Here is a 24476-nt window from a genome sequence, read left to right on the forward strand (position 1 = left end):
CAGCCCCCCGCCGATCTTGGCGTTCCGTGGCGGCTCGGCGGCGCGGACCGGGGAATCGAGCACTGGAGCAGGCATTTCTACGAGAGTCCTTCCGCGAGCGGTCCGAGCGCCAGAGCGGGGAGGAAGGTCAGCGCGACCAGCACGATCGTCACGCCGACCACCATCCCGACGAACTGCGGGCGGTGGGTGGGCAGGGTTCCGGCCGATGCGGGGACGGGCGCCTGCCGGGCCAGCGAGCCGGCCAGGCCGAGCACGAAGACGATGGGCAGGAACCGGCCGAAGACCATGCACAGGCCGAGCGCCACGTCGTACCAGGGAGTGTTCACGGTGACGCCGCCGAACGCGGACCCGTTGTTGTTGGACGCGCTGGTGAAGGCGTAGAGGATCTCGGAGAAGCCGTGTGGTCCGTGGTTGAGCATCGCCGCGAGGCCTGCCGAGTTGCCCATCGCCACCGCCGTGCCGATGAGCACGAGGACGGGGGTGACCAGGAAGTAGAGCGAGGCGAGCTTCATCTCGCGTGCGCCGATCTTCTTGCCGAGGTATTCCGGCGTACGGCCGACCATGAGGCCCGCGACGAAGACCGTGATCACGGCGAGCACGAGCATGCCGTACAGGCCGGAGCCGGTGCCGCCGGGCGCGACCTCGCCCAGCATCATGTTGAACATTGTCATCATGCCGCCGAACGGCGTGTAGGAGTCGTGGAAGGAGTCCACGGCTCCCGTGGAGGTCAGCGTCGTCGCGGCGCCGAACGTGGCGGAGTTCGCCACGCCGAAGCGGACGTCCTTGCCCTCCATCGCCGCGCCGATCGCGTGGGGGACGGTGCCGCCGCCACTCAGCTCGAAGACGTTGGTCAGCGCGACACTGGCCAGGGCGATCGTGCCCATGACCGCGAGGATCGCGTAGCCCTGGCGGTTCTGCCCGACCATCCGGCCGAAGGTGCGCGGCAGCGCGAACGGGATCAGCAGCATCAGGAAGATCTCCAGCCAGTTCGTCCAGCTGGTGGCGTTCTCGAACGGGTGCGCCGAGTTGGTGTTGTAGAAGCCGCCGCCGTTGGTGCCGAGCTCCTTGATGACCTCCTGGCTGGCCACCGGTCCCCCGGTGATCGCCTGATGGCCCCCGGCCAGCGTCACCACGTCGTGCGGCGCGGCGAAGTTCTGCACCAGGCCGCCCGCCACGAGGATCAGGGCGCCGACGAACGCGATGGGCAGCAGGATGCGCACCGTCCCGCGGACCAGGTCCACCCAGAAGTTGCCGATGGTGTCGGCCCGCCTGCGGGCGAATCCCCGCACCAGCGCGATGGCCACGGCCATGCCGACGGCGGCGGACGTGAAGTTCTGCACCGCCAGGGCCGCCATCTGGACGAGGTGACCCATGGTCGACTCGCCCGAGTAGGCCTGCCAGTTCGTGTTAGTCACGAAGCTGATCGCCGTGTTCCAGGCGATGTGGTCGGTGACGGCGGGCAGGCCCAGGCTGAGGAACAGCTTGTCCTGCAGGCGCTGCATGGCGTAGACGACCAGGATCGAGACCACCGAGAAGGCGAGCACGGCGCGCGCGTAGGCGCTCCAGCGCTGGTCGCTGTCGGGCCGCACGCCGATCAGGCGGTAGACGCCCCGCTCGACCGCCAGATGCCGGGGCGTTGTGTAGACCCGGTGCATGTAGTCCCCGAGCGGCTTGTACGCCACGGCGAGGGCGACGACCAGGGAGACGATGAAGACGATGCCGGCCGCGGTGGCGCTCATCAGAAGCGCTCCGGGAACAGCAGGGCGGCGACCACGAAGATCACCACGATGACGGCCGCGCCGAGGCCGACCGCGTTGACGGCGCTCACAGCCGCTCCACCGCCCTGACCGCGAGCCCGAGGACCACGAAGATCGCGATCGTCAGGGCGACGAAGATGACGTCCGCCATCCTCACTCCTAAATTCGGACATATGCATACGGCCACCCCGGATTGGGGGGCCACATGAATAGCAAAGTCCTAGATTCAGGCCTTCTGGCACGTCTTGACGGGTTCCCTACGCGGCCGGCCCGCGTATTGACACCATCGGTACGTGCTCACCCCACGTGGACGTGCGGCCGGCGTACGACGTCCGGCTCGGCCTGCCGCAGGACCTCCCGCGTGAGGGGCGGCACGTCGCCGCCGCCGAAAAGCAGGTAGCGGAGCATCGCCGTCACCGGGTTGCCCTCGGTCCAGTGGAAGTAGATGTGCGGCACGTGCCCGGTCCGGTCGCGCAGGTGGAGCAGGAGCGCGGCCAGGGAGTTCGGCACGGTGGGGCTTTCGTACCTGAGGATACGGTGGCCGTACCGCTCCTCGCCGTGGACCCGCATCTCGGTCTCGAAGTCGGAGGCGTCGACGACCGTCACCTCCACGAACATGACCGGCTCCTCGCTGCGCAGCCGGTGGTTCAGCCACTGCTCACGCCGCTTGGCGTTGTACTCGTGCTGATCGCGCGTGTGCGGCTCGTTGGCGATCAGGTGGATCTCGCCGGTCGCGTCGTTGACGAACCGCTCCGCCAGCGGGTCGAGGCTGATTTCGGTGACCCGCAGCTCGGTGGAGCGCGTCGCCCGGGATATCAGCGACGTCACGATGATCGCCACGATGAAGAATGACGCGATCTTCACGCCGTCCGGCCGCTCGATCACGTTGTCCACCAGCGTGTAGGCGAACACCACCGCGATCAGGCCGAACGCCGCCGTGGCCCGGCGCCGGCCGCGCCGGCGGGCCGACAGCGTCACCGCCACGGCCGCCGAAAGGATCAGCACCAGCACCCCGGTGGCGTACGCGCCGCCCTGCGCCTCCACGTCGGCGTCGAAGATCACCGTGATGGCGAAGGCGATCAGGCTGAACACGAGCACCAGCGGGCGTACGGCGCGGGTCCAGTCGGGGGCCATGCCGTACCGGGGGAGGTAGCGCGGGACGAGGTTGATCAGCCCGGCCATCGCCGAGGCGCCCGCGAACCACAGGATCGCGATCGTGCTGATGTCGTAGACGGTGCCGAACCCGTCGCCCAGGAAGCCGTGGGCCAGATAGGCCAGCGCGCGCCCGCTCGCCTTGCCGCCCTCCTCGAACTCCTTCTCCGGGATGAGGACGGTGGTGGCGAAGCTCGTGAGCATCAAGAAGACGCTCATGATGAGGGCGGCCGTGGTCAGCAGCCGCTTGGTGCCCGAGATGCGGCGGGGACGGTCGCCCTCGACCACCGGCATCACCGCCACGCCGGTCTCGAAGCCGGAAAGGCCGAGGGCCAGCTTCGGCATGACCACCAGGGAGAGACCCACCATCGCCAGCGGGCTGCTGTACGTGGTGGTCAGCACCGCCTTCCAGTTGAGGACCAGATGGGGGTTTTCCAGCACGTGCGCGAGCGCGGCCACCACCACGACCGCGTTCAGCAGCAGGTAGGTGCCGACGAGCACGACGGCGATGCCGATCGCCTCGCTGAAGCCCGTCAGGAACACCCCGCCGAGCAGAGCGAGCAGCACCAGCGTGACCAGGACCCGCTGCCCGCCGAGGAAGCCGGGGACGAACGGGTTCTGCAGGATGTGGGCGGTGGCGTCGGCCGCCGACAGGGTCATCGTGATGACGAAGTCGGTGGCCGCGAAGCCGAGCAGCGCCAGCACGAAGAGCTTGCCCCACCACTGCGGCGCCAGCTTCTCCAGCATGGCGATCGAGCCCTGGCCGTTCGGGCTCTCCTCGGCGACCCGCCGGTAGATCGGCAGCGCGCCGAACAGGGTCAGCAGCACCAGGAAGAGCGTCGCGAGCGGGGACAGCGCACCGGCGGCGAGGACCGCGATGCCCGGCTGGTAGCCGAGCGTCGAGAAGTAGTCGACACCGGTGAGGCACATGACCTGCCACCACGAGTGCTTGCGGTGCGGCCCGTGCTCGATCTGCCTGCGGTCGGCCTGCAGGCCGTCGAGGAGCCATCGCCGCACCGGCCCCTCCGTGAGGCCACGCTGATCAACCCGGACCATTCGCCCCACCTTTTCGCAAAACGGTGTAAAGACGAAAGGAACCCTACTCAGCGTGGGTACGGAAACCGCAGGTCGGCGGCGTCAAGAACGCGTCAAGACCGCGAACTTGAGGGTGGTTTCGCGGGCTCAGGCCTCCGCCTGGCCCTGGGGCTGCCCGTTCTGCGCCACCGGCGCCTCGGCCTCGGGAACGATCACCGCCGCCTCGGCCACGGGGATCTCAGCCGGGGTCTCGGCCGCGGGAGCCATCACGGCCGGGGTCTCGACTGCGGGAACCATCACGGCCGGCGCCTCGGCCTGGGGGATCTCAGCCGGCGCCTCGGCCGCGGGAACGGTCGCGGCCGGCGCATCGGTCCCGGCATCGACGACGGCCGGGGGCGCTCCACCCTTGACCTTCTGGATCGCCTCCTCCACCGACGGCTCGACGACGAAGGCGCTGCGCAGCCCGGTGAGCGTGAGGATGCGCTCCAACTGCGGGGGGATTCCGGTGAGGACGAGCGGACTCGACTCCGCGCGGCTCTGGTGCAGCAGGAGCACCAGCACGCCGACTCCCATGGAGTCGCAGAAGGTGATCTCACTGAGGTCGACCACGAGGGCCGTGGACCGCAGCGCGTGCCAGGCCTCCTTGATCTGCTTCTGGAAGAGCCCGGCGTAGTTGTGATCCAATTCACCGGAGGCACGGACGACTATGCAGTCCTCGTGCAGTCCGATGGACATCGTGAATTGCTCATCTTGATTGGTCTGCTCAGACATCGGTTTCCTGTCTTCGGCTCGCGGGAATCAGGGCGAGCGTGGCCCCCTATCTCTACCAGCCGGGGCACGGTCTACACACATCGCGTCACGTATCCCGCACGTCGAGTCCCAGGCTGGTGGCGATCGTGATCGCCTGGTACGGGTCGATGACCGCCTTGGTCAGCTCCGTCGTATGCGGATCCAGGGACGACAGGTCGCTGCCACGCAGGTCACAGCGGGACAGGTCGGCCTTGTGGAACCACGCGCCGGACAGGTCCACCCCGCGCAGCGTGGCGCCGGCGCAGTGCGCGCCGGACAGGTCGGCCTCCCGCATCCGCACGTCGGTGAACGACGCGCCGCGCAGGTCGGCGCCGGCCAGGCCGGTGAACGACCAGTCGCCGCCGTGCACCTTGAGCAGGTTGTACGTCGAGTCGTCGAACATGCTGCCGACGAGCTTGCATCCGGTGAACGTGACGTCGAAGAACGTGCACCGCGTGAACGTGCAGTTGACGAACGCGCTGTCCTCGTGGACCGACGCGTTGAACCGGACGCCCCGGAAGTGACACTCGAAGAAGTCGGCCCCGCGGCTGGACGCCTCCGTCATGTCGACGTCGACGAGGGCGACGTTCCGGTGGCTCTCGCCGGACAGGTCGCGGCCGTCCCAGTCCGCGGAGTAGACGGTGCTGTCGGTCTGGGGCGCCGGCCGGCCGTGCCTGCGGTCAGCCATGAGGGAGTCCGCTCTGGTCCATGCCGCACACAGTACCCGGGCGCGGCGAACGCCATCAGGCGCGGAGAATGCGGCCTGCCGGCACGGCCGAGCACGCCAACGCACGAAGGGCCCGGCTGGAGTGCCGGGCCCTTCGCGTTCGATCAGACGGCAGATCAGACGATCTTGCCGGACCACATGTTCTTGGCCGCGCTGTAGACGCCGTAGGTCTCACCGTCGAAGTACGGGGAGACGCTGGTGTCGTAGCGGTTGTTCTTGTCGGTGTCGGAGACGCCGATGGTCACGCCGTTCAGGTAGCCGAGACGGCGGCTGTTGCTGTAGCTCAGCAGCCAGGAGGAGCCGATGGCGCCCTCGCCGGTGAAGGAGGACTTGACGCCGACGAGCTCCTCGGCCTTGATCGCCGAAGCGCTGGCCGCGAAGGTCTTGCCGTACGTCCACTTCAGGGTCTTGCCGGTGAAGGCGTAGTTGCCGTCCGGGTGGGAGCCGCTGGGGTAGCCGAAGACGAAGACGCTCTTGCCGAGCTTCTGGTTGTAGGCCAGGCCCTGGCCGCCGACGTTGTCGCCGAGGCGGCCGACGTCCTTCAGGCCGATCGACAGGACCCGCGCGGTGACCGTGTAGTCCACGTCGTAGTTGATCCAGTACGTGCGGGTGATGTACTTGCCGCCCGACTCGAAGTAGTACGTCTTGCCGTCGGCCGACACCTTGTCGCTGCCCGGCCAGTCGGCGGGCTTGGTGGTGCTGGTCGTGTCGGTGACGCCGGTGCCCTCCTTGAAGGGACCGAAGGAGGGCGTGCCCTCGGGGTTGAGCTTCTTCCAGTCGGTCCGGGTGACGCCGGTCTTCTTCGACCCGGGCGTGCCCTCCTTGACGACCGTGGTCGTGACGACCGGGCGGACGCTGACGCGGGAGTAGCCGGTGGTCTTGTCGGCCTTGATCCTCGCCCTGTCCTTGGCGGCCTCGGTCCAGGTCTCCCAGGTCTTCGAGTACGTGCCGGCCGAGCCGCCGGTCGGCAGGACGCCGTTGTAGACGGTCACGAACGCGTAGTCGCGGTCGCCGTCCTCGTAGACGTCGTAGTCGTAGTGCGTGAAGGCCTGCTTGCCGACGTAGATGCCCCACGGGGTCTTGCCCTGGTAGTAGCCGGGGACGAAGACCCACTTGTCGAGGGTGGCCTTGTTCGACGCGGTGTCGTACACGCAGTGACCGGCCGTGGCGACCAGGTTGTGGTACGTGGACTGCAGCGAGGTGGCCGAGCACCAGTGCGGCTTGTGGTCCGCGCCGATGAAGAAGACCTTGCCCGTGGTCTTGGGCAGGTTGACGTTCTTCGACGTGCTGCTGGACTTCTTCTCGTCACCGATGGCCGGGACGGTGCCCGGCTTGGTGCTGGCCGCGGGGCCGCCGCCGGAGACGTGCTTGGCCACGACCTTGGTCTCGACGTTGTACGGCGTGGCGCCGACCAGGTTGGCGGCGGACTGGCCGTACCAGAACGCGGCGACCTGCTTGGCGGCGTAGTTGGTGCCGGCCAGCACGTCGGTCGGGACGGAGTCGGCGTGGGCCGGGGCGGCGACGGCCGCGGAGGCCAGCAGGCCGGCCGCGACGCCACCGAGGGCGAGGATGCGCTTCAAGGGGAGGTCTCCCAGGTCTGTCGTGGGGCGTCACTTGCGCCCCATCCGTCAGTAAAGGACCATTCGGCACGCTATAGGAGAAACGGCGACAAACGATGCGGATCGACTCGGAGGCGGGGCCGGGCGTCCGTCGCGGCGGCGACCCGTTCTCGTGGCCGCGCCGAGCATCGCCGCAGGTCACGATATGGAGAAGGCGGCGACATGCGCGCGACCGGCCGCAAACGCGATGTGGCGTAAATCACAGGAAGTGGACGGAACCGTAAGGCTGGATGATCACGTCTCACCTCGTTGCCGATCAACCGTCCCATGGTGACCCCATGTGGCATTTGTCCATGTTTGGGGTATTCGACCCTTGGGTGGCGGACAGGCCGCCGGGAAGAAGTGGACGCCATGCGCACGGTTACCGATGTGCTGGTCGTGGGCGCGGGCCCTACCGGGCTGCTGCTCGCCGGCGACCTCGCCGAGGCCGATGTGTCCTGCGCGGTCCTTGAGCGTCGCCTCGACGAGTCGAACCTCAGCCGGGCCGCCGCCGTGCACGCCCGCACCCTGGAGGAGTTGGACGTGCGGGGTGTGGCCGACGACCTGGTGAGACTGGGCCTTCCGGTGCCCATATTGAGGGTGTTCGGCCGGGGAACGCTGGACCTGTCATGGCTGCCGAGCCGGTTCCCGTACGTGCTGTCGACACCGCAGTTCACGACGGAACAGGTGCTCGGCGAGCGGGCGCGGCGGCTGGGCGTACGGGTCGTGCACGGCGCGGAGGTGATCGATGTGCGCCAGGACGCCGACGGGGTGGATCTGCGGGTCCGCGACCGGGACGGCGGCGTGCGCACCTGGCGGGCACGCTACGTCGTCGGCGCCGACGGGATGCGAAGCACGGTGCGGCAGGCTCTCGGGCTGCCCTTCCCCGGCCGTTCCGTCGCACGCTCGATCGTGCTGGCCGACGTCCGGCCGGCCGAGCCGCCGCCGGACGAGCTGACGGCCGGCGTCACGGACGACGGGTTCGCCTTCGTCCTGCCCTTCGGTGACGGGTGGTTCCGTGTGATCGTTTGGAACCGGCGGCGGACACCGCCAGAAACGGCGCCGCTGGATCTCGCCGAGGTGAAGGAGATGACGCGCGAGGTGCTCGGCACCGACTTCGGCATGCGCGATCCCCGCTGGATGTCGCGGTTCCACAGCGACGAGCGGCAGGTGCCCGCCTACCGCGTGGGCCGGATCTTCCTCGCCGGTGACGCCGCGCACGTGCACTCCCCCGCCGGCGGGCTGGGGATGAACACCGGCATGCAGGACGCGGCCAATCTGGGGTGGAAACTCGCCGGCGTCCTCAAGGACCGGGCCCCGGCCGGGCTGCTGGACACCTATGACTCCGAGCGCCGCCCGGCCGGGCGGCTCGCCCTGCGCACCAGCGGCAGGCTGCTGCGCGCCGCGACGGCCCGGCCGGGGACGCCGGGCGCGGCCCTCCGGGCCGTCCTGGTCGCGGCGACACACGTCCCGCCGCTGGCTCGTCGCATGGCCAGAGCCCTCTCCGGCATCGGCCTCGCCTATCCCGCGCCCCGGGGCGCGCACCCCCTCATGGGGAGGAGGGCGCCCGACATCCCGCTGACCGGCCCGGGCCCGCGACGTCTGTACGAGGCACTGCGCGGCAGGCGCCCGCTGCTGGTCACGCCTCCGGACACGCCGCTGGCCGCCGGGGCCGTCACCGGATGGGAAGGCCGCGTCGACGTCGTCGCCGCCGACGGCAGGACCGGCAGGCTCGTGCTGGTCCGCCCCGACGGCTACATCGCCTGGGCCGCCGAGTGCTCCGGCCCGGCGGCGTCCGTCCCCGGGATCCGCGCGGCCCTGGCCGAATGGTGCGGCCCCCCGCTGACCCCGGTGGCCCCCTGACGAGACGTCGCCGGGGTACGAACGACCTGTGTGACCTGCCACGACAGGCGGCCGCCGACTACGGGAACATCTGACGGATGGAAATGGTTATCGATGCCATCGCACCGTCAGGAAGGACCCGTAGTGGCCAGAAGCGAGCTTCGCCCCGTGATCAAGCTGCGCTCGGGTGCGGGCACCGGCTACACCTACGTGACCCGCAAGAACCGGCGCAACGACCCCGATCGGCTCACCCTGCTCAAGTACGACCCCACCATCCGGCGCCATGTGGCGTTCCGAGAGGAGCGATGACCATGAAGAAGGACATCCACCCCCGCTACCGGCCCGTCGTCTTCCGCGACCCGAGTGCGGACTTCGCGTTCCTGACCCGTTCCACCGCGACGAGCGGCAAGACGATCGAGTGGGAGGACGGCGCCGTCTACCCCGTCGTGGACGTCGACGTCTCCTCGGCGAGCCACCCCTTCTACACCGGGCGCGGGCGCGTGCTCGACACCGCCGGCCGGGTGGAGCGCTTCCGGCAGCGTTACGCGAAGCGCTGAACCACTCCGTTTCGTCGCGGGGCACAAGGCCGGGTATTCAGGCCCCGGTATATCGTCGTAAAAGTATTCGCAAACAGGGCCGAATCCCCGGGGGACCAGATGGACCGAGAGCTCACCGTGATGGCTGTGCACGCTCACCCTGACGACGAGGTGATCGGCACGGGCGGAATCCTCGCCAAGTACGCCGCCGAGGGCATCCGTACGGTCCTGGTCACCTGCACCAACGGCGAGCAGGGGGACGGCCCCGGCGGGGTGAAGCCGGGAGATCCCGGTCATGACGCCGAAGCGGTCGCGCAGCGCCGGCTCGCCGAGCTGCGCGACTCCGTGGGCCACCTCGGCATCGCGCATCTCGAACTGCTCGGCTACCGCGACACCGGCATGGACGGCTGGGAGACCAACGCCCACCCCGAGGCCTTCGGCAACGTCCCCCTCGAAAAGGCCGCCGCCCGGCTCGGCGAGCTCATGGAGCGATACCGGCCCCAGGTGGTCGTCACCTACGACGAGACCGGCGGCTACGGCCATCCGGATCACATCCAGGCGCACCGGATCGCCATGGCGGCGGCCGAGGCCACCGGGATCCCGGACAAGGTCTACTACACGGCCGTCTCGCGTGACCGGATCAGGAAGTTGTTCGACTTCATGCGGTCGAGCGGCATGGACATGGACGGCGTCGACCTGCCCGAGGACTTCGGCACGCCGGACGAGCTGATCACCACCGTGGTCGACGTCTCGCCTTACGTGGACGTCAAGATCAAGGCCCTGCGGGCCCACGAGAGCCAGGGCGAGAACATCTTCCTGCTGCGGATGCCGCAGGACGCGCAGCACGAGGTCTTCGCGACCGAGTCCTTCACCCGCCACCTGTCCAAGGTGGACGCCCCCGGCCACGAGGACGACCTGTTCGCCGGCCTGCGCGACTGACGGGCCGGCGAATCAGGCGGGCGGGTCAAGCGGCGGCGGCGCGGTCGTCGCCCGCCCAGTCCAGCAGCGACTCCGCGGTTTCGTAACGCCGGCTGGCGACCTCCTCGCCGAGGATCACGCCGATCAGCCGGCGTCCATGGCGATCCGCGGCGAATGCGAGGCAGAAGCCCGCCGCGTTGGTGAAGCCGGTCTTCACGCCGATGACACCGGGCTCTCCGAGCAGCTCGTTGGAGTTGCGCCAGGTGTATTCGCCGTGGTCGGCCGTCTCCGGGGCGGTGTACCGCCGCGTCGAGGTCACCGTACGGAATGTCTTGTCCTGGAGGGCCGCGGCCGCGAGCCGGGCCTGGTCCCGCGCGGTGGAGTAGCCGTCGCCCCCGGGCTGGGGAAGCCCGTCGACGCTGACGTAGAGGGTGTCCTTCAGCCCGAGCTGCCGGGCGGCGGCGTTCATCTTGCCGACGAACTTGTCCACACCCGGGCCGTAGGTGCGGGCCAGCGCGTGCGCCGCGTCGGCGCCCGAGGGCAGCATCAGGCCGTAGAGCAGATCCCCGACGGGAACGCGGTCACCCGGCCTCAGGTCGGCGGTCGTGGCCCCGCCGTCCTCGGCGTACTTCTCGTCCGCGGCGGTGACCTGGACCTTGTCGGTCAGCTTCGCCTCCTTCACGATGACATACGCGGTCATCATCTTGGTGAGGCTGGCGATCGGCATGCGTTCGCCGGCGTTCTTGCTCAGCTCGTCCTTGCCCGACGAGGCGTCCAGCAGGTAGACGGCACGCCCGTGCACCTGCGGCGCGGCAGCGCTGGAATGCGCGGGCAGCGCACGCACCGCGGACGGGCGGGCGGGCGCGGCTTGGGCCGGTACAGACACGGCTACACCGGCAAAAACGGCAAAGGCAGCTACAAGAACACTTATATAGCGTTTCTTCGCATACATGCGCATTAGGCTGCCATGACGAATGCGGGGTTGTGCCCTGCCAATGGCAAAATGTCGGTAATCAACCGGTGTATGGGGTTTGATCCCATCACCGAGTCCGCGTCCCCACGGGTTTCTCAGCCATGCGGGATACAACGTTTGTCATGAACGATTTCGCGCCGGAGTTAGGGCCGGCCGGCGACCCGGTGGTGCTCCTGGTCGAGGACGACGGTCACGTCCGTGAGCTGGTGCGCGACGCCCTCGGTGTCAGCGGGTTCACGGTCAGGACGGCCTCCACGGGAAGGGGCGCGCTGGAGTGCGCGGACGGCGAACGGCCGGACATCGTCGTGCTGGACGCGGACCTGCCCGACCTCGACGGGTTCGCGGTGGCCCGGCGGCTGGGACACGCGGGCGACCGGCCGCCCGTGCTGTTCCTCACCGGTCCCGACACGGGCGCCGATCGGCTCGCGGGGCTGACTGCGGGAGGGGACGACCACGTCCCCAAGCCGTTCAGCCTGGAGGAGGTGGTCCTGCGGATCCGGGCCGTCCTGCGCCGCACCAGCCCTCGCAAGGCCCCGCCGGATGACGCCCTGCTCCGCTACGCCGATCTCGAACTGGACGAGGAGGCCCACGCCGTACGGCGAGCCGGGCGGCCCATCCACCTGTCCCCGACGCAGTTCTGCCTGCTGCGCTACCTGATGGTCAACGCGGGCCGGGTCGTGAGCAAGGCGCAGATCCTCGACCGCGTCTGGCACTACGGCTTCGAGGGGGACGGCAGGATCGTGGAGTCGTACATCAGCTACCTGCGCCGCAAGGTCGACGCGGAGGGGCCGCCGCTCATCCACACCTCGCGCGGCGCCGGCTACTGCCTGCGCCGCCCCGGCCGGGCTGATCACACGCCGCCGGGCCCGAGCCGGATGACCCGGCGAGGCTGACGCCGTGGCCCTCAGTCCTCCAGGAGGCTGGTGTACAGCAGGGCGTGATCGGAGGCCGGCTTGCCCCGCCGCACGGTGGGGTCGTCGGTGACAGAGGGCAGTGTCCCCGCGGGGTGGATCGTGTGGGCCAGAGGTGCCCGGCGCAGCAGGGCGTGGCTGACGAGCAGGTGGTCGATGAGCTCCGGCTTGCCGTGGTAGACGCGTGAGAAGCGCTCGGCGTCGGGGATGCGGGGGGCCAGGTTCCACAGCCGCATGGCGTCGCCCTTGTCGGGCACGTCGGCCCCGCGGGTGTCCAGCTCGCTGCCGGGAGGGCCGAGCAGGATCTGGGTGGTGGCCGCCCGCGGCTCGTCGTTGAGGTCGCCGACCACCATCACCTGACGCTCGGTTCCGGCGCCGTCCAGCAGCCGGTCGGCCAGGGCCCGGACGGTGACGGCTTCGGCGGTCCGCCGGTTGAGCGCGTAGGCGGCCACCCGGGCGCGCTCTCCCTCGTCACGCGGGTTGAACCGGGGCCTGCCGCCGGGCCCGGGCGGGAAGGACAGCAGTTTCGACTTCAGATGGCAGGCGACCATCACCAGGCTCCTGCCGGAGGCCTCCTCGACGCGTACGGCCAGGGCGCCCCTGCCCATCTGATGGACGGGGGGCCGCGCGTCGGCGGTCTGCACCACGGCGAGCAGCTCGGGGAACTCCGTGACGTCGTCGACGACCTCGAACGGCAGCCGGGACAGGAACCCCACCCGGATCGGGTGGTCGGGCTCGAAGTGCGCCGAGGTCACCGTGCGCCAGTCCCCGCCCAGGAGCCCGGCCACGTCCGCCAGCGCGTCCGGGTCGCCGACCTCCTGGACGGCCAGGACGTCCACCCCGGCCCGGGTGATCGTCTCGGCGATGCCCCGGATCTTTTCGTCGTACGAGGGCTGGTCGGCGGGGCCGAAATCGCCTCCCGGCCGGAAAAGGTTCTCCACGTTCCACGTGCCGGCAGAAGTCACCTTCGGCCCTCCTCAAGCTCCCCGCACGCGAAGTGAAATGCACATGGCTGAGCGGCTATGCGGTGATTTCACTGTCGCAGATCCGGGACGGCCCGGCCAGGATCTTCACCATCGGGAAAGCCGTGGCCGCTTCGGCACGGGACGTGGCGAAGCGGCGGCCGCGCGGCTACTTGGCGGGGATCGCGGGCACGCCGAGGCCGCCGGGGCGCACCCGGCCCTCTTCATCGCATGCCGGACGGCCGGCCGGCGCCGAGGAGGCGGCGCTCATCGTCCAGCTCATGGGTCGTGAAACGCGTCGACCGCGCGTTGGGACGGGCCGGGGCTGCGATCCAAGCCCTGCGGCCGGTCCGCCTCCCCGGCTCGCGCCGAGCGAGGTACGCACGTCATCGAGACGGGTCGTCTCCCGGATGGTCGTGCGCTCTCGGATTCTGTTGTCGGCCCTGCGTGGTCTCAGAGCTTGATCAGCTTGGCGTACGGTGCTGTGATCCGCTCCTGCCGCGTGCCGAAGTCAACGAGGACGGCGACGTCCTCTTCGACACCGATGACCTTGCCGAGGCCGTACCGGTCGTGGGTCACCTGGTCGCCCAGGTCGAAGATCTCGACCGGCGGCGCGGGAGGCGGGGGTTTGAAGGGACTGGTGGACAGGTGGCGTCGGGTCGCGGCGCTGGCTGGCTTCATCACCTCCCAGTATGCGCTAGAAGCAACATCTCCACGACCTCGGGGACCGAGCCGGGCCGTCCCCGTTACCGTACTGATTCCTCATCTCGGCGTGTCGGAGCGTCCGCGGGCCACCCGTACGAGCCCAGCACGTCGAGCGGTTGCGGCGCCGGAGGCTGCCCCACGACCCACTCGGCCACCGTCGCCTGGAGCTCCCGCGCCGCCCCGATTCCGGGCAGCGGGTTCTCGATTCCTTCGTCCAGCTCCAGCAGGGCGACGAACTCGGTGCCGCCGGCCCGGCGATAGTATGCGTACCGGATGCCCTCCGGCCGTTGCTCCTCCAGAGCGGCGAAGGCCCTCTCGACCGCGCCGATCACCTTCTCCGCACCGTCTTCTGCCACGTTGTAGCGAACCATCAGTAGAGGCACACGCAACTCCTTTCGATCTCGCGCCGTCTGTCTCGTCACCGATATGACGACCCGGGACGACGAAAGGTGACCGATGGACGATCAGGCTGAGCTGGCCGAGCACTTCGACCGGTCCCGCGACCATCTGCGGGCGGTCGCGTTCCGCATGCTCGGCTCCGCCGACGAGGCGGACGACGCGGTCCAGGAGGCGTGGCTGCGCGCAGGACGCGCCGGCGCGGGCGGTGTCGTCAACGTGACGGGATGGCTGACCACGATCGTCGGCCGTGTCTGCCTGGACATGCTGCGCTCGCGCGGACGCCGGTGCGAGGAGCTCACCGACATGGCCGGGCTCGAACCGGCGGCGGCCCTCGACCACGCCGCCGGCCCGGAGGACGAAGTGGTGCTGGCCGAATCCGTCGGGCTCGCCATGCTCGTGGTCCTCGGCAGGCTCGGGCCCGCCGAGCGCGTCGCCTTCGTCCTCCACGACCTGTTCGCGGTGCCGTTCGACGAGATCGCCGAGATCGTCGAGCGGTCACCGGCCGCGGCGAAGAAGCTGGCCAGCCGCGCCCGCCATCGAGTGCGCGGCACGGCCGCCATGCCCGCCACCGTGCCCGCCACCGTGCCTGCCCCTGTGCCCGCCACTGTGCCTGTCACCGGCCTCACCGGTGTGCCCGCCGCCGATCTCGCCAGGCAGCGGGAGGTCGTGGACGCCTTCCTCGCCGCGTCCCGGGCAGGCGACCTCGGCGCTCTCCTCGCGGTGCTCGCCCCCGACGTCGTACGGCGAGCGGACCGTGCCGCCCTGCGCGGCGACGCGGAGGCCGAGGTGCGCGGGGCCCGTGCGGTCGCGGAGGAGACGGCGGCCAACTCCAGCCGGGCGCGGTTCGCCCGGCCAGTGCTCGTGAACGGCGCCGTCGGGGTCGTCGTCGCGCCCCGCGGACGGCTGATTCTGGTGCTGGAGATCACGGTGGACGGCGGCCTCATCACCGCGATCGACGTCGTCGCCGACCCCGGCCGCCTCCGCGGGCTGGAGCTCGCCGTCGTCTGATCCGCCTGGCCGTCCACTGCCGCGACCGCGCGGCTCACAGCACATGGACGACCGTGGACCTGAGTGTGGAAACGAGTCAGGGCCCGCACCGATGAGGTGCGGGCCCTGACTCGTGGCGTGCGATATGTCAGGCGGGAACGATGTTCTCGGCCTGCGGGCCCTTCTGGCCCTGCGTCACGTCGAAGGCCACCTTCTGGCCCTCGCGCAGCTCGCGGTAGCCGCCCTGGGAGACGATGTTGGAGTAGTGGGCGAAGACGTCGGCGCCGCCGCCGTCCTGCTCGATGAAGCCGAAGCCCTTTTCAGCGTTGAACCACTTCACGGTTCCAGAAGCCATGTCAATCTCCTCTTGATAGGTGGAGAGCCGGCATCCGCACTGCACGGATACCGCGTCGCCGCGATAAGCCCATCCGGAGATGACCGGCAAACAAAAATGCACCTGAAGGTCACATCCCGTCAGGTGCACACAAAGTTTCTTATGGGTACCACAACTGCAACTGAGACAACTGTAGCACAGCCCACGCGGGTCCCGTCGCCGGCCGCCCCGGGACCGCTTCCGGCGTGACGCGCGTACGGCCTGCGTACAGGGCCGCGCGTCACACCGGAAGGCCGTGATCCGGCGCTATCCGGAGTGGCGTGAGCGCTGTCTGGCGCGGAACTGCTCGACGGGCAGCCCACCCCAGCCCCAGTTCTCCGTCTCGACCTCGTCGATGACGACGAAGGTGGACTCCATCGGCTTGCCGAGCACGTCGAGCAGCAGCTTGCTCACGCCGTGGATCAGCGCGGCCTTCTGCTCGGCGGTGGCGGAGCCGGCGCCGGGTTCGGTTTCCTCGCGGGTGATGTGGATCTGGACGATGGGCATGGTGCGGCCTCTCAGGCGTCGGTGAGCGGGTGTGACGTGCTCAGTGTCCGGCGCTCTGGCCGCCGTCGACGTGCAGGATCTCGCCGGTCACGAAGGCCGCCGACTCCAGGTACATGACGCCGTCGACGACGTCGCCGATCTCGCCCATCCGGCCGAGGGGATGCAGGCCGGCCAGCGTCTCGTGGGTCTCGGCGGAGTGCATCGGCGTCTTGATGACCCCCGGCGAGAGGGCGTTCGCCCGCACGCCCCGCGACGCGTACTCGATGGCCAGCGACCGGGTGGCGGCGGCCAGCCCGCCCTTGGTCAGCGAGGCGAGGACGGACGGCACGTTGGAGTTGGGATGGTCGACGAAGCTGGTCGTGATGCTGACGATGTGACCGCTTCCCTGCTCCACCATGGGGGTCAGCACGCGCCGGGTGATGTGGAAGAACCCCTCGACGTTCACGCCGATCACCGCGGCGAAGTCCTCGTCGGTGTAGTCGGTGAACGGCTTGGCGATGAAGATCCCCGCGTTGTTGACGAGGGTGTCGATGCGGCCGAAGCGGCCCAGCGCCTCCGCGACCACGCGTTCGGCGGTGTCCGCGTCCGCGATGTCGCCCTGTACGGTCACGACGTCGGCGTCCATGGAGGGCGCGATCGATCGTGACGTCGCCACGACTCCGTAACCGAGCTTGCGGAACGCCTCGACCAGCCCCGCGCCGATGCCCTGAGACGCTCCAGTGATCACAGCGACCTTCTGACCCCGATCGGTGCCCATGGTTACCACTTTCCTTTTCCGCTATGGATTTCGCCGATCGCGAGACGACCGGTCTACTATTCAGTAGTAGACGACTGGTCGTATACTGTCAAGCATGGGACGCCCGAGTGACGCACGAGACAAGATCCTCTCCGCCGCGCGGAGACTGATCGCGCAGCGCGGCTACACCGCTTTGGGGATCGCCGAGATCTGCACGACGGCAGGCGTGCCGAAGGGCAGTTTCTACCACTTCTTCGAGTCCAAGCAGGCCCTCGCGCTCACCGTCGTCGAGGAGCACTGGGCCGGTCAACGCCGGCAGTGGACCGAGGTGCTGACCAGCGAACGCCCCCCGCTGCGCCGGCTGCGCGACCTGTTCGAGGCGACCGAGGCGGTGCAACGGAGCGGGCAGGCCGACAACGGCAGTGTCGTCGGCTGCCTGTTCGCCAACCTGGCCCTGGAGCTCAGCACCCAGGCCGAGGACGTGCGGCACCGGCTGCAGGAGATCTTCGACGCGCAGATCGACATGATCGAGAAGGTGGTCGCCGAGGCACTCGAACACGGCGACACCGCCCCCACGGTGGACACCCGCGACGCCGCGCGATCGATCGTGGCACAGCTCGAAGGGCAGGTGCTGTTCGCGAAGCTGCTCAACGACCCCGGCCAGATCGAGGCGTTGTGGCGCAACTGCCTGGCCCTTCTGGGCGCCACCGATCACGACGGGACATGACAGAGCCACGCCACGGCGACCGCGTCGCCCGGCCGGTCAGGCACATGCCCGCCGCGTAGCCGGGGCAAGGCTCCCAGTCGCTCTCCATGGGCTTGAGTCCGGCGGCCTCGCGCCAGCCCGGCATCCGCCCACTGGTCGGCCGGATCCGGCCTTCCCTCCGTCAAGCGCGGTGTGACTTCGAGGCGGAACAGGGGCGTTGTCCGGAGAAGGAATCCCACCGGTGCCCGTTCAGAACTGTCATCTGGTCCACAGGACGGGTCCGTCCCTCGATTCCACCACGTCGTCGCCCTCCCCGGGGAATCGCGAAGCTCCCGCACGTTGCGAAGACCATCCCCGCTCCTTCACGAATCTCAGCACGTACCTCGGCTTCCCACCCGACGCCGTGCCACGGCACAGCCGCCCGGCGATGCCCCAGTACATGCTGTTGGTGTCATCTGCTTCGGTGATGGGGATCAGGGTCATCGCGTGCGCCTGTCGTTTCTCGGACATCTATTCGCGCCTCTCATCCGTATGCCTGGCGGTTGGACGATACGACGCGGCGACGCGCGGCTCCGCGTACAAGGACGCACCCCGCAGGCCTCATCAATGCTCCGATCGCATTCGGTGTCCAGGCTCTACGATCACGCTGTGCCATGCTGGCCGGCCTAGTCGCCCCCACCGCATCCCGCATGGGTCTCTAGCAGTGCCCCGCCGGGCATGGCATGGTGGAGAGAGGTCGGCGGAATCCGCGGACGGAGAGCCAGTTGGACATGAGAAACCGGACCTTGCGCATCCCCGCCACCGCTGCCGCAGTTGAGGACGCCGTCGAGGAGGCGGTGGTCGGCGGGGTGGTCCTCCTGGAGCAGGACGGCCAGGTGGTCGCGGCCGTGGTCCCCTACGCGGTGGCCGCCGCCGGTCTGAATGCGCTCTACGCGGCCGAGGACCTCGCCGATCGCCTGCTCGGCAGGAGGCTGATCGCCGATCTCCAGCTCGGCATGGAGACCATCCGGCTCGACGACCTGCGCCGCGAGATGGCGCTGTGAAGGGCTACTTCGAGATCCTGTTCGCTGCGCCGGCCGCGCAGGCGATCAGGACCATTCACGCCGACGATCCGGTGGCTGCCAAATTCCTTCTCGGCTCCCTGGAATTCCTCTCCACCGACCTTGACTCCGGCGGCCTTCGGACGATCGACGACAAGGCAGGCTTGCTGAAGGCGGCCGTGGGCGACTTCAATGTGCTGTTCTGGATACGCCGCGAGGATATGCGCCTAGTGGTGTTGGGCGTCTCACGGCACGGTCAGCCAGCGTGAGGCAGCGCCGTCGTTCGCCTGCTCGGCGAAGTTGAGGAACTCCTGCACTCGCCCCATGGCGACCGGTTCTGCATAGATATACGGACACATGTCCGACTGCGTCATCTTCGATCGCTGGTAGAGCGAAAAGTCGCACCAGGCGTAGTCGTGCCGTGCGAGCTGCTCGACGACCTCGTCCCTGATGTGTTTTCCGTACATCGGATCGTGCATCTCAATCAGGATCGCCGGCTGATGGCGGTTGATCGTCTCCACCGCGCCCGCCAGAACCCTCCCCTCGTGGCCCTCGACATCGACCTTGATGAACGCGACCCTCGCCTCGGAGCGTCCGGCGATGAGATCGATCGGCAGAGCGTCGGCGTGACCGAGGAACGCGCCGTACCCGTCCTCGCCGGAATAGAGCGTGGCGATCTCGCAGTCGGCCGGCGGCCTCGGCCGCTCAGCCGCGGCCAGCGTGCGCGTACAGGCCCCGGCAGTGACGTTGAAGGGATCCCAAAGCCGGACTTCTGCCCTGCAGTCATGGGCAGCGACAGGATGGACTTCGACATTGTCGATGTCGTTGAGCCGAAGATTCAGCCTTAATGCCTGCACGGCGTTCTGGTTCGGCTCGATGGCGATCACCTTCGTGAAGGCGTCGGCCATCCGCAGGGTGTAGTGGCCGACATGTGCGCCGACGTCGAGGAACGCCGCGCCGGGCTCGGCGAACGACCGGGTCAGCCGCCAGAGGTCGTGCTCGTGCGGGCCCGGGCCGATGCGGTCGGCGCTGCCGGGCCTTAGTGCCCACGTGTACCCGTCGCAGTCTTGAAAGGACAGTGCCGTGGACATCCGAGCCTCACCGACTTGTGATCGACCGCGTGTCGGAGGAGATCCACCCTCTGTGCGGATAGAAGTCTCTCAGTTCTCGCATGCGCGCCGAATCCGTGAAGAATACGAACTCCAGGTTCGCCCGCCTGACCAGGCTCCGCTTCGTCTCCTCACCAAGATTACTCCCCACGAACGGGACGGAATCGATAGCCACCTCGGTCAGCGTGGACAAGCCCGTCGTCGCGAACCGCTCGGCGACCCTGGCGAGCCTGGGCATTTTTCTGCGCAGAAAGATGCCGAGCCTCGTCGATCTGACGGTCAGATGCGGGCGGGTGGCCTTGAGGTGGTCGCAGATGTGCTGCCAGTAGTCGGCGGCGCAGTCGGCCAGAGCCACGGCCAGCGCGTCGTCGGGGTCACGGCCTCCGGCGACCTCGAGATAGGACTGAATCTCGAACAGCTCCCTGGCCGACTCGCGCAGCTCCATGATCTCGTCGAGGCGCAGCATGGCGAGAAGGTCGGGCGGAGGCCCTTCGACCATGCGGTAGGCCGCCTCGACGAGCTCGGCCGCGTCCAGCCGGGTATGGTCATGCAGGTGTTCGACCTCGCCGTCGGACAGTACGGCCTCAGCCAGCCCTGTGCCCTGTCCCGAGTCCCAGTCGGAGCCCAGGATCCGCGCGTTGAAGGCCCGCGCGTGCGCGGTCTCGCCAAAGAGCCCATGGATCTGGATCAGCTCGCTGACGACGGGAAGCCCGGACTCGTGCAGCAGCGCGAAGATAGGCGTGTGGGAGAACCGGGGCCTCGCGAGGATATCGTCGTAACGCCTTCTCAACTCGTACGGCTGCTGCGACAGCAGTCCTGCCAGCACCGAGTCCGGAGAGCTCGCCGCGTCGCGAACCTGCCGCATGAAGTCGTCCTTCGTCGACTCGTAGTCGTACCTGACGATAAGAGATCCGTCGGCGGCGAGAATCCCGTCGAGCTCTGTGAGCATCCTGGAGCGGGTATCCGACGCGGGTGAGATGACCCAGCCCTTGCCGTCGGGGCTGTTCTTCTTCCAGCTGTTCAGGACGTCGGTCAGGGAGTCGCAGGGATCCTGCCTGTCCTCCTGATAGAGATAGCTGTGATTTCTGAGCCCGACCGTGACCACGCCCGTCGCGATGAGCTCCTTCAGCAGTCGATAGAAGCTGCCCTCCCGCAGGTCGGACCTGCCGAAGTCACCCACGACCCGCGGGTTGTCGACGAGTTGCGTATCGTGCACGTAGACGCGCTCGTTGAAGAGCGCGCCGAACACGAGCAGAACCCGCAACTGGATGGTCGAGCTGATCCCGGCCCAGATCGGTTCCAGGGCAGCGAACTGCGACGTGGCGCGCAGGGCTTTGACGGATCGGGGGTCGTCGTGCTTCATCGATTCGAGGTACCGCCCTCAGGAACTCGCACTCGTCGCCAGCTCAGCGTCCACGTCCAGGCGGACACCACCGATCTCCGCATCCAAGACAAGCACATGGGGAACCGTCTGGAAAGCCCGATCGCGATCGTCAAGCGACCGGTCGGCGTTCTGCCTGTTCGAGCAGCGAGTTTCGCCGCCTGAGCATCCGCTGGGAGATCCGCGAGGCCTTCATAACCTCGGCCGCCGCTCTTTCATACATCGGCACATGGGACGCCGCCGCGGCATTCCTGGCGCGATCGCGTACGGCGTATGGGTGCCGGAACCGGGCCGGAGTCCGCTCGCGAATGGCGTGCGCGGTCGGGCCCAGGCCGTGTGCCGAGTTCCGGCACCCACACGGTCATCCCGCCAGCGTGCGCAGCGAACGCACCGACCAGGTCAGGGTGAGCGCCGTCAGCACGACGAACAGGGCGAAGGCGACGGGGATCGTGCCGGCGCTCAGATCACCCCGGAACAGCGACCTGCCCGCCTCGACCGCGTAGTAGAGCGGGTTGAACTTCGCGATCGTCTGCAGCCACTCGGGGCCGAGCGAGACGGGCAGGAACAGCCCGGCGATCAAAGTCAGCGGCATCGCGAAGAACTGCACGACCTGCGACATCCCGTTCTCGTCGCGGAGGGTCAGCGCCAGGCCGTAGGACAGGCTCGCGGCGAACAGGCCGGTGGCGGCCATGAGCAGCAGTACGAGGATCATCTCCGGCAGACCGATCCGCAGGCCCATCAGCGCGGCGATGCCGATCACCAAAATGGCCTGGAGGATGAGTACGATCACATCCTTGAGGAGCCGGCCGATGATGATCGCCGGGCGCCACGCCTGGCTGACCGCCAGCCGCTCCAGCACCCCGTTGCGGGTCTCGTTGATCAGCCCGAAGCCGGCGAACATCGATCCGAACAAAGCGATCATCATCATCGAGCCCGGCGTGAACATCGCCAGCACGTCCGTCATCTTGCCGCCGGGGACCGTGCTTCTCAGCAGGGGTGCGAAGAACAACAGGTAGAGCACCGGTTGCATGATCCCGAACAGTGGCCAGACCGGGTTGCGGAGGAGGGTCCTGAGCTCGTAGCCCAGGAAGAGCATCGTGTGTCGAACCATCATGGTCGTCCTCAGGGGGTCAGGCCGCGTCGCGGAGGGAGCGGCCGGTGTGCTTGAGAAACACGTCGTCGAGGGTGGCCCGGTCCAGCGAGATCGACTGGATGCTCAGGCTGTGTTCTTCGAGCGTCCGCAGCATGCGCGGCAGGCCGTGCTCACCGTCGTCGAGATAGGCCCGCAGGACGTCGTCCTCGGCGTGGACCTCACTGATGTACGGCTGCGCGGCCAGGAGGTCGCGGGCGGCCTCGGTGCCCTCGACGCGAAGTGTGACGACGTCACCCGCGATCTCTTTCTTGAGGCCCTCGGGCGTGCCCGCGGCGACGATCTTGCCCTGGTCGACGATGACCAGCCGGTCGCAGAGCGCGTCGGCCTCGTCCAGGTAGTGGGTGGTGAGCAGCACGCTGGTGCCCTGCTCGCGCAGCTTGCGGACCTCGTCCCAGAGATTGGCCCGGTTCTGCGGGTCGAGGCCGGTGGTCGGCTCGTCCAGGAAGATCAGCGGCGGTGCGGTCACCAGCCCGACGGCGATCGCGAAGCGACGCTTCTGCCCGCCGGAAAGCGTCTTCGCCGGACGGTTCGCGATCTCGGTCAGGCTGAACGCGGCGAGCAGTTCGTCCGCCCTGGCCTGCGCCTGCTTGCGCGACATCCCACTGAGCCGGGCGGCCAGGAGCAGGCTCTCGATCCCCGGGGCGATCTCGTCGATGCCGCCGGCCTGGCTGACGTATCCGATCTTCTCCCGGACCTTGGCCGGCTCCTTGGCCACGTTGTATCCGGCCACGTAGGCGGTCCCCGACGTGGGGGCGGTGAAGGTGGCGAGCATCCGGACCGTGGTGGTCTTTCCCGCGCCGTTCGGCCCGAGTACGGCGAAGACCTCCCCCGCCTCGACCTCCAGGTCGATGCCCCGGACGGCCTCGACTTTCTCTTTCTTGCCTCGCCCTTGTTTGGCGACGAAGGTTTTGCGCAAGTCATGCGCTTCGATGATCATGATTTCTCCGCGTATCGGGGGGACACCAGCGTGAAGGTTCACATGGGGTGAGGGTCAAGCGCTTTTCGCAAGCTCGCCGCTTATGGCCTTCTTGCTCGAATCAGCCCTCAGGATCGCCGAGGCGGCCGGCGTCTTGAGGTGCACGAAGTGACACGACGGGAGTATCCCAGTGACCTCCGACAATCCACGCAGGCTCGACGCTCTCGCCGTCCGGGGCCCATAAGGGTAACCCCGTCCACGGCGTGGCCGGTGAACTCCGGCGCTCACCGTCGGCCGGCCCCCGGACGGTGATCCAGCCCTCGTCGACGGCTGCTAGGAGGCGGTGCGGGGCAGGGGGACGCCGAGCTGGGTGTACAGCTCCAGCTGGTCGAAGTAGAGGCGGTGGCTGGCGATGACGCCGTCCTCCGTGGTGAACACCCAGCACACGCGGATGCTCACCCGCCTGTTGGACGGCTCGACGAACTCGCCCCCCGCGATCAGGAACGGCCGGGTATGTGTGCCGTTGAGAATTCCCTCGACCATCACCCGATCACCTTCGGTGATCCGCTCCCGCACGACCATGTGAATATCGGGAATGGCCTCCCACACGTGAGCGTGGTACGACGCGATCTGATCATGGCCCTCGGCCTGCATCTCCGGCCCCACCATGGCGGCAGTGCGGCTGTAGCAGCGAATGCAGGCCTCCAGGTCGTGTGAGTTGACCGACTCCAGCACACGATCGACGACATCGAGCATCTCTCCTGTCCCCCTCTCCATAGGAATCCCCATACCTGGCGTGTTCGGGCCCGCGGTATGTCCACCTGCGGTGTCAGCACCGGCTCCGGTCTTCAACGAGAACGGCAAGTGACTGGGACGAGCGGCTCTCGCCGTTCGCATGGTGGTGGCCAGTGGTGGCTTGGCGCGGCCTCATGTTCGGCGCCGGCGGGTGACAGACACGCCGGCGAGCCCGACCAGAGGCAGCACGACCTCCACCGTAAGCACCGCGACGTTCGTCACCTGCATCGGCACCTCCTCCAGCGGGTGGCTGACGTGGTAGACGAAGTGCGGCAGCGCGTACACCAGCCACGCGGCGGCCGTTGCCACCAGCAGAGGCGTGGTCATCACGATCGCGGCGATGAGAGCCAAGACTCCCAGTGCGTCGGCCAGGCCACCCACGTCCCGTACAAGGTGTTCGTTGTTAGGGGCGGGGGGGGGGGGGGCGCCCCGGTGGGGGAGGCGGCGTGGGAAGGACGGGGGGGGACAG

29 protein-coding genes are annotated in these 24476 nt (G+C 68.6%); 9 read left to right on the plus strand and 20 right to left on the minus strand.

The genetic code is table 11. The features are described from left to right. Positions 1-77 precede the first annotated feature (77 nt). The 6 genes from kdpA to AB0B72_RS36050 form a co-directional block, all read right to left on the minus strand. Positions 78-1739 carry a potassium-transporting ATPase subunit KdpA gene (kdpA, locus tag AB0B72_RS36025; RefSeq protein WP_367743968.1) on the minus strand — a complete coding sequence of 554 codons (1662 nt, stop codon included), beginning with the start codon at positions 1737-1739 and terminating at the stop codon, positions 78-80. Further along, on the minus strand, positions 1739-1828 hold the full coding sequence (locus AB0B72_RS36030) for a K(+)-transporting ATPase subunit F (RefSeq protein ID WP_367743969.1): 90 nt from the start codon (positions 1826-1828) through the stop codon (positions 1739-1741). Before AB0B72_RS36030 ends, kdpA begins: the two co-directional genes overlap by 1 nt. Before the next feature lie 226 nt (positions 1829-2054). Continuing rightward, on the minus strand, positions 2055-3965 hold the full coding sequence (locus AB0B72_RS36035) for an amino acid transporter (protein ID WP_367743970.1): 1911 nt from the start codon (positions 3963-3965) through the stop codon (positions 2055-2057). A gap of 126 nt (positions 3966-4091) precedes the next feature. Then, positions 4092-4679 (minus strand): anti-sigma factor antagonist, encoded by a 588-nt coding sequence (locus tag AB0B72_RS36040; protein WP_367743971.1) that lies wholly within the window; start codon positions 4677-4679, stop codon positions 4092-4094. A gap of 121 nt (positions 4680-4800) precedes the next feature. After that, on the minus strand, positions 4801-5421 hold the full coding sequence (locus AB0B72_RS36045; protein ID WP_367743972.1) for a pentapeptide repeat-containing protein: 621 nt from the start codon (positions 5419-5421) through the stop codon (positions 4801-4803). Positions 5422-5576: 155 nt separating this feature from the next. Beyond that, positions 5577-7040: a serine protease gene (locus AB0B72_RS36050; RefSeq protein ID WP_367743973.1), complete on the minus strand. Its 1464-nt coding sequence runs from the start codon at positions 7038-7040 to the stop codon at positions 5577-5579. Positions 7041-7430: 390 nt separating this feature from the next. Between AB0B72_RS36050 and AB0B72_RS36055 the strand changes: the two genes are divergently transcribed. The 4 genes from AB0B72_RS36055 to AB0B72_RS36070 all read left to right on the plus strand — a co-directional run bounded on the left by AB0B72_RS36055 (position 7431) and on the right by AB0B72_RS36070 (position 10375). Further along, complete coding sequence (locus AB0B72_RS36055) at positions 7431-8921, plus strand: FAD-dependent monooxygenase (RefSeq protein WP_367743974.1); 1491 nt, start codon at positions 7431-7433, stop codon at positions 8919-8921. A gap of 123 nt (positions 8922-9044) precedes the next feature. Further along, positions 9045-9209 carry a 50S ribosomal protein L33 gene (rpmG, locus tag AB0B72_RS36060; RefSeq protein ID WP_367743976.1) on the plus strand — a complete coding sequence of 55 codons (165 nt, stop codon included), beginning with the start codon at positions 9045-9047 and terminating at the stop codon, positions 9207-9209. A gap of 2 nt (positions 9210-9211) precedes the next feature. Beyond that, entirely contained in the window at positions 9212-9457 is a 246-nt protein-coding gene (locus AB0B72_RS36065) for a type B 50S ribosomal protein L31 (RefSeq protein ID WP_367743978.1), read from the plus strand. 120 nt (positions 9458-9577) lie between these two features. Continuing rightward, entirely contained in the window at positions 9578-10375 is a 798-nt protein-coding gene (locus AB0B72_RS36070; protein WP_367744008.1) for a PIG-L family deacetylase, read from the plus strand. Positions 10376-10400: 25 nt separating this feature from the next. Here AB0B72_RS36070 and AB0B72_RS36075 read toward each other — a convergent pair whose 3' ends face one another. Next, positions 10401-11240, minus strand: a complete 840-nt coding sequence (locus AB0B72_RS36075; protein WP_367743980.1) for a D-alanyl-D-alanine carboxypeptidase family protein — start codon at positions 11238-11240, stop codon at positions 10401-10403. Between the two features lie 209 nt (positions 11241-11449). Here AB0B72_RS36075 and AB0B72_RS36080 point away from each other — a divergent pair, with 209 nt between their 5' ends. Beyond that, entirely contained in the window at positions 11450-12220 is a 771-nt protein-coding gene (locus tag AB0B72_RS36080) for a response regulator transcription factor (RefSeq protein ID WP_367743981.1), read from the plus strand. A gap of 11 nt (positions 12221-12231) precedes the next feature. Here AB0B72_RS36080 and AB0B72_RS36085 read toward each other — a convergent pair whose 3' ends face one another. From AB0B72_RS36085 to AB0B72_RS36095, 3 genes are all read right to left on the minus strand, one after another. After that, positions 12232-13203, minus strand: coding sequence for an endonuclease/exonuclease/phosphatase family protein (locus AB0B72_RS36085; RefSeq protein ID WP_367743982.1), 972 nt, complete (start codon positions 13201-13203; stop codon positions 12232-12234). Positions 13204-13653: 450 nt separating this feature from the next. Beyond that, positions 13654-13881, minus strand: a complete 228-nt coding sequence (locus AB0B72_RS36090; RefSeq protein ID WP_367743983.1) for a hypothetical protein — start codon at positions 13879-13881, stop codon at positions 13654-13656. A gap of 65 nt (positions 13882-13946) precedes the next feature. Then, positions 13947-14288, minus strand: a complete 342-nt coding sequence (locus AB0B72_RS36095) for a hypothetical protein (protein WP_367743984.1) — start codon at positions 14286-14288, stop codon at positions 13947-13949. Between the two features lie 73 nt (positions 14289-14361). Between AB0B72_RS36095 and AB0B72_RS36100 the strand changes: the two genes are divergently transcribed. After that, complete coding sequence (locus AB0B72_RS36100; protein WP_367743985.1) at positions 14362-15312, plus strand: sigma-70 family RNA polymerase sigma factor; 951 nt, start codon at positions 14362-14364, stop codon at positions 15310-15312. Positions 15313-15439: 127 nt separating this feature from the next. On the opposite strand, the gene AB0B72_RS36105 is transcribed toward AB0B72_RS36100, so the two are convergent. From AB0B72_RS36105 to AB0B72_RS36115, 3 genes are all read right to left on the minus strand, one after another. After that, entirely contained in the window at positions 15440-15646 is a 207-nt protein-coding gene (locus AB0B72_RS36105; RefSeq protein WP_367743987.1) for a cold-shock protein, read from the minus strand. A 285-nt stretch (positions 15647-15931) separates the two neighbouring features. Beyond that, positions 15932-16171, minus strand: a complete 240-nt coding sequence (locus tag AB0B72_RS36110) for a 4-oxalocrotonate tautomerase family protein (RefSeq protein WP_367743989.1) — start codon at positions 16169-16171, stop codon at positions 15932-15934. 40 nt (positions 16172-16211) lie between these two features. After that, complete coding sequence (locus AB0B72_RS36115) at positions 16212-16928, minus strand: SDR family NAD(P)-dependent oxidoreductase (RefSeq protein ID WP_367743990.1); 717 nt, start codon at positions 16926-16928, stop codon at positions 16212-16214. A gap of 94 nt (positions 16929-17022) precedes the next feature. Here AB0B72_RS36115 and AB0B72_RS36120 point away from each other — a divergent pair, with 94 nt between their 5' ends. After that, positions 17023-17634 (plus strand): TetR/AcrR family transcriptional regulator, encoded by a 612-nt coding sequence (locus tag AB0B72_RS36120; RefSeq protein ID WP_367743991.1) that lies wholly within the window; start codon positions 17023-17025, stop codon positions 17632-17634. A 237-nt stretch (positions 17635-17871) separates the two neighbouring features. On the opposite strand, the gene AB0B72_RS36125 is transcribed toward AB0B72_RS36120, so the two are convergent. Next, positions 17872-18123, minus strand: coding sequence for a hypothetical protein (locus AB0B72_RS36125; RefSeq protein WP_367743992.1), 252 nt, complete (start codon positions 18121-18123; stop codon positions 17872-17874). Between the two features lie 260 nt (positions 18124-18383). Here AB0B72_RS36125 and AB0B72_RS36130 point away from each other — a divergent pair, with 260 nt between their 5' ends. Together AB0B72_RS36130 and AB0B72_RS36135 are read left to right on the plus strand one after the other, a co-directional pair. Next, positions 18384-18656, plus strand: a complete 273-nt coding sequence (locus tag AB0B72_RS36130; protein WP_367743994.1) for a hypothetical protein — start codon at positions 18384-18386, stop codon at positions 18654-18656. After that, on the plus strand, positions 18653-18922 hold the full coding sequence (locus tag AB0B72_RS36135) for a hypothetical protein (RefSeq protein WP_367743995.1): 270 nt from the start codon (positions 18653-18655) through the stop codon (positions 18920-18922). Before AB0B72_RS36130 ends, AB0B72_RS36135 begins: the two co-directional genes overlap by 4 nt. Here the strand turns inward: AB0B72_RS36135 and AB0B72_RS36140 are convergent. From AB0B72_RS36140 to AB0B72_RS36165, 6 genes are all read right to left on the minus strand, one after another. Further along, on the minus strand, positions 18899-19744 hold the full coding sequence (locus AB0B72_RS36140; RefSeq protein WP_367743997.1) for an FkbM family methyltransferase: 846 nt from the start codon (positions 19742-19744) through the stop codon (positions 18899-18901). The two genes, AB0B72_RS36135 and AB0B72_RS36140, sit on opposite strands and share 24 nt — an antisense overlap. Positions 19745-19751: 7 nt before the next feature. Further along, positions 19752-21125, minus strand: a complete 1374-nt coding sequence (locus AB0B72_RS36145; protein WP_367743998.1) for a hypothetical protein — start codon at positions 21123-21125, stop codon at positions 19752-19754. Positions 21126-21504: 379 nt separating this feature from the next. Continuing rightward, positions 21505-22257 carry an ABC transporter permease gene (locus tag AB0B72_RS36150; protein WP_367744000.1) on the minus strand — a complete coding sequence of 251 codons (753 nt, stop codon included), beginning with the start codon at positions 22255-22257 and terminating at the stop codon, positions 21505-21507. A 16-nt stretch (positions 22258-22273) separates the two neighbouring features. Continuing rightward, positions 22274-23233 carry an ATP-binding cassette domain-containing protein gene (locus AB0B72_RS36155; protein ID WP_367744001.1) on the minus strand — a complete coding sequence of 320 codons (960 nt, stop codon included), beginning with the start codon at positions 23231-23233 and terminating at the stop codon, positions 22274-22276. 312 nt (positions 23234-23545) lie between these two features. After that, positions 23546-23968 (minus strand): ester cyclase, encoded by a 423-nt coding sequence (locus tag AB0B72_RS36160; protein ID WP_367744003.1) that lies wholly within the window; start codon positions 23966-23968, stop codon positions 23546-23548. Between the two features lie 171 nt (positions 23969-24139). Continuing rightward, on the minus strand, positions 24140-24358 hold the full coding sequence (locus AB0B72_RS36165) for a hypothetical protein (protein ID WP_367744004.1): 219 nt from the start codon (positions 24356-24358) through the stop codon (positions 24140-24142). Positions 24359-24476 lie beyond the last annotated feature (118 nt).

Origin of the sequence: Microbispora sp. NPDC049125 (assembly GCF_040802045.1) — a bacterium.
Classification (GTDB): domain Bacteria; phylum Actinomycetota; class Actinomycetes; order Streptosporangiales; family Streptosporangiaceae; genus Microbispora.

Coding starts and splice junctions, on each gene's coding strand:
- kdpA (WP_367743968.1), bottom strand. CDS start 1,739: ATGAGCGCCACCGCGGCCGGCATCGTCTTCATCGTCTCCCTGGTCGTC.
- AB0B72_RS36035 (WP_367743970.1), bottom strand. CDS start 3,965: ATGGTCCGGGTTGATCAGCGTGGCCTCACGGAGGGGCCGGTGCGGCGA.
- AB0B72_RS36040 (WP_367743971.1), bottom strand. CDS start 4,679: ATGTCCATCGGACTGCACGAGGACTGCATAGTCGTCCGTGCCTCCGGT.
- AB0B72_RS36045 (WP_367743972.1), bottom strand. CDS start 5,421: ATGGCTGACCGCAGGCACGGCCGGCCGGCGCCCCAGACCGACAGCACC.
- AB0B72_RS36055 (WP_367743974.1), top strand. CDS start 7,431: ATGCGCACGGTTACCGATGTGCTGGTCGTGGGCGCGGGCCCTACCGGG.
- AB0B72_RS36065 (WP_367743978.1), top strand. CDS start 9,212: ATGAAGAAGGACATCCACCCCCGCTACCGGCCCGTCGTCTTCCGCGAC.
- AB0B72_RS36070 (WP_367744008.1), top strand. CDS start 9,578: ATGGCTGTGCACGCTCACCCTGACGACGAGGTGATCGGCACGGGCGGA.
- AB0B72_RS36080 (WP_367743981.1), top strand. CDS start 11,450: ATGAACGATTTCGCGCCGGAGTTAGGGCCGGCCGGCGACCCGGTGGTG.
- AB0B72_RS36090 (WP_367743983.1), bottom strand. CDS start 13,881: ATGAAGCCAGCCAGCGCCGCGACCCGACGCCACCTGTCCACCAGTCCC.
- AB0B72_RS36100 (WP_367743985.1), top strand. CDS start 14,362: ATGGACGATCAGGCTGAGCTGGCCGAGCACTTCGACCGGTCCCGCGAC.
- AB0B72_RS36105 (WP_367743987.1), bottom strand. CDS start 15,646: ATGGCTTCTGGAACCGTGAAGTGGTTCAACGCTGAAAAGGGCTTCGGC.
- AB0B72_RS36110 (WP_367743989.1), bottom strand. CDS start 16,171: ATGCCCATCGTCCAGATCCACATCACCCGCGAGGAAACCGAACCCGGC.
- AB0B72_RS36115 (WP_367743990.1), bottom strand. CDS start 16,928: ATGGGCACCGATCGGGGTCAGAAGGTCGCTGTGATCACTGGAGCGTCT.
- AB0B72_RS36120 (WP_367743991.1), top strand. CDS start 17,023: ATGGGACGCCCGAGTGACGCACGAGACAAGATCCTCTCCGCCGCGCGG.
- AB0B72_RS36125 (WP_367743992.1), bottom strand. CDS start 18,123: ATGTCCGAGAAACGACAGGCGCACGCGATGACCCTGATCCCCATCACC.
- AB0B72_RS36130 (WP_367743994.1), top strand. CDS start 18,384: ATGAGAAACCGGACCTTGCGCATCCCCGCCACCGCTGCCGCAGTTGAG.
- AB0B72_RS36140 (WP_367743997.1), bottom strand. CDS start 19,744: ATGTCCACGGCACTGTCCTTTCAAGACTGCGACGGGTACACGTGGGCA.
- AB0B72_RS36145 (WP_367743998.1), bottom strand. CDS start 21,125: ATGAAGCACGACGACCCCCGATCCGTCAAAGCCCTGCGCGCCACGTCG.
- AB0B72_RS36150 (WP_367744000.1), bottom strand. CDS start 22,257: ATGATGGTTCGACACACGATGCTCTTCCTGGGCTACGAGCTCAGGACC.
- AB0B72_RS36155 (WP_367744001.1), bottom strand. CDS start 23,233: ATGATCATCGAAGCGCATGACTTGCGCAAAACCTTCGTCGCCAAACAA.
- AB0B72_RS36160 (WP_367744003.1), bottom strand. CDS start 23,968: ATGCTCGATGTCGTCGATCGTGTGCTGGAGTCGGTCAACTCACACGAC.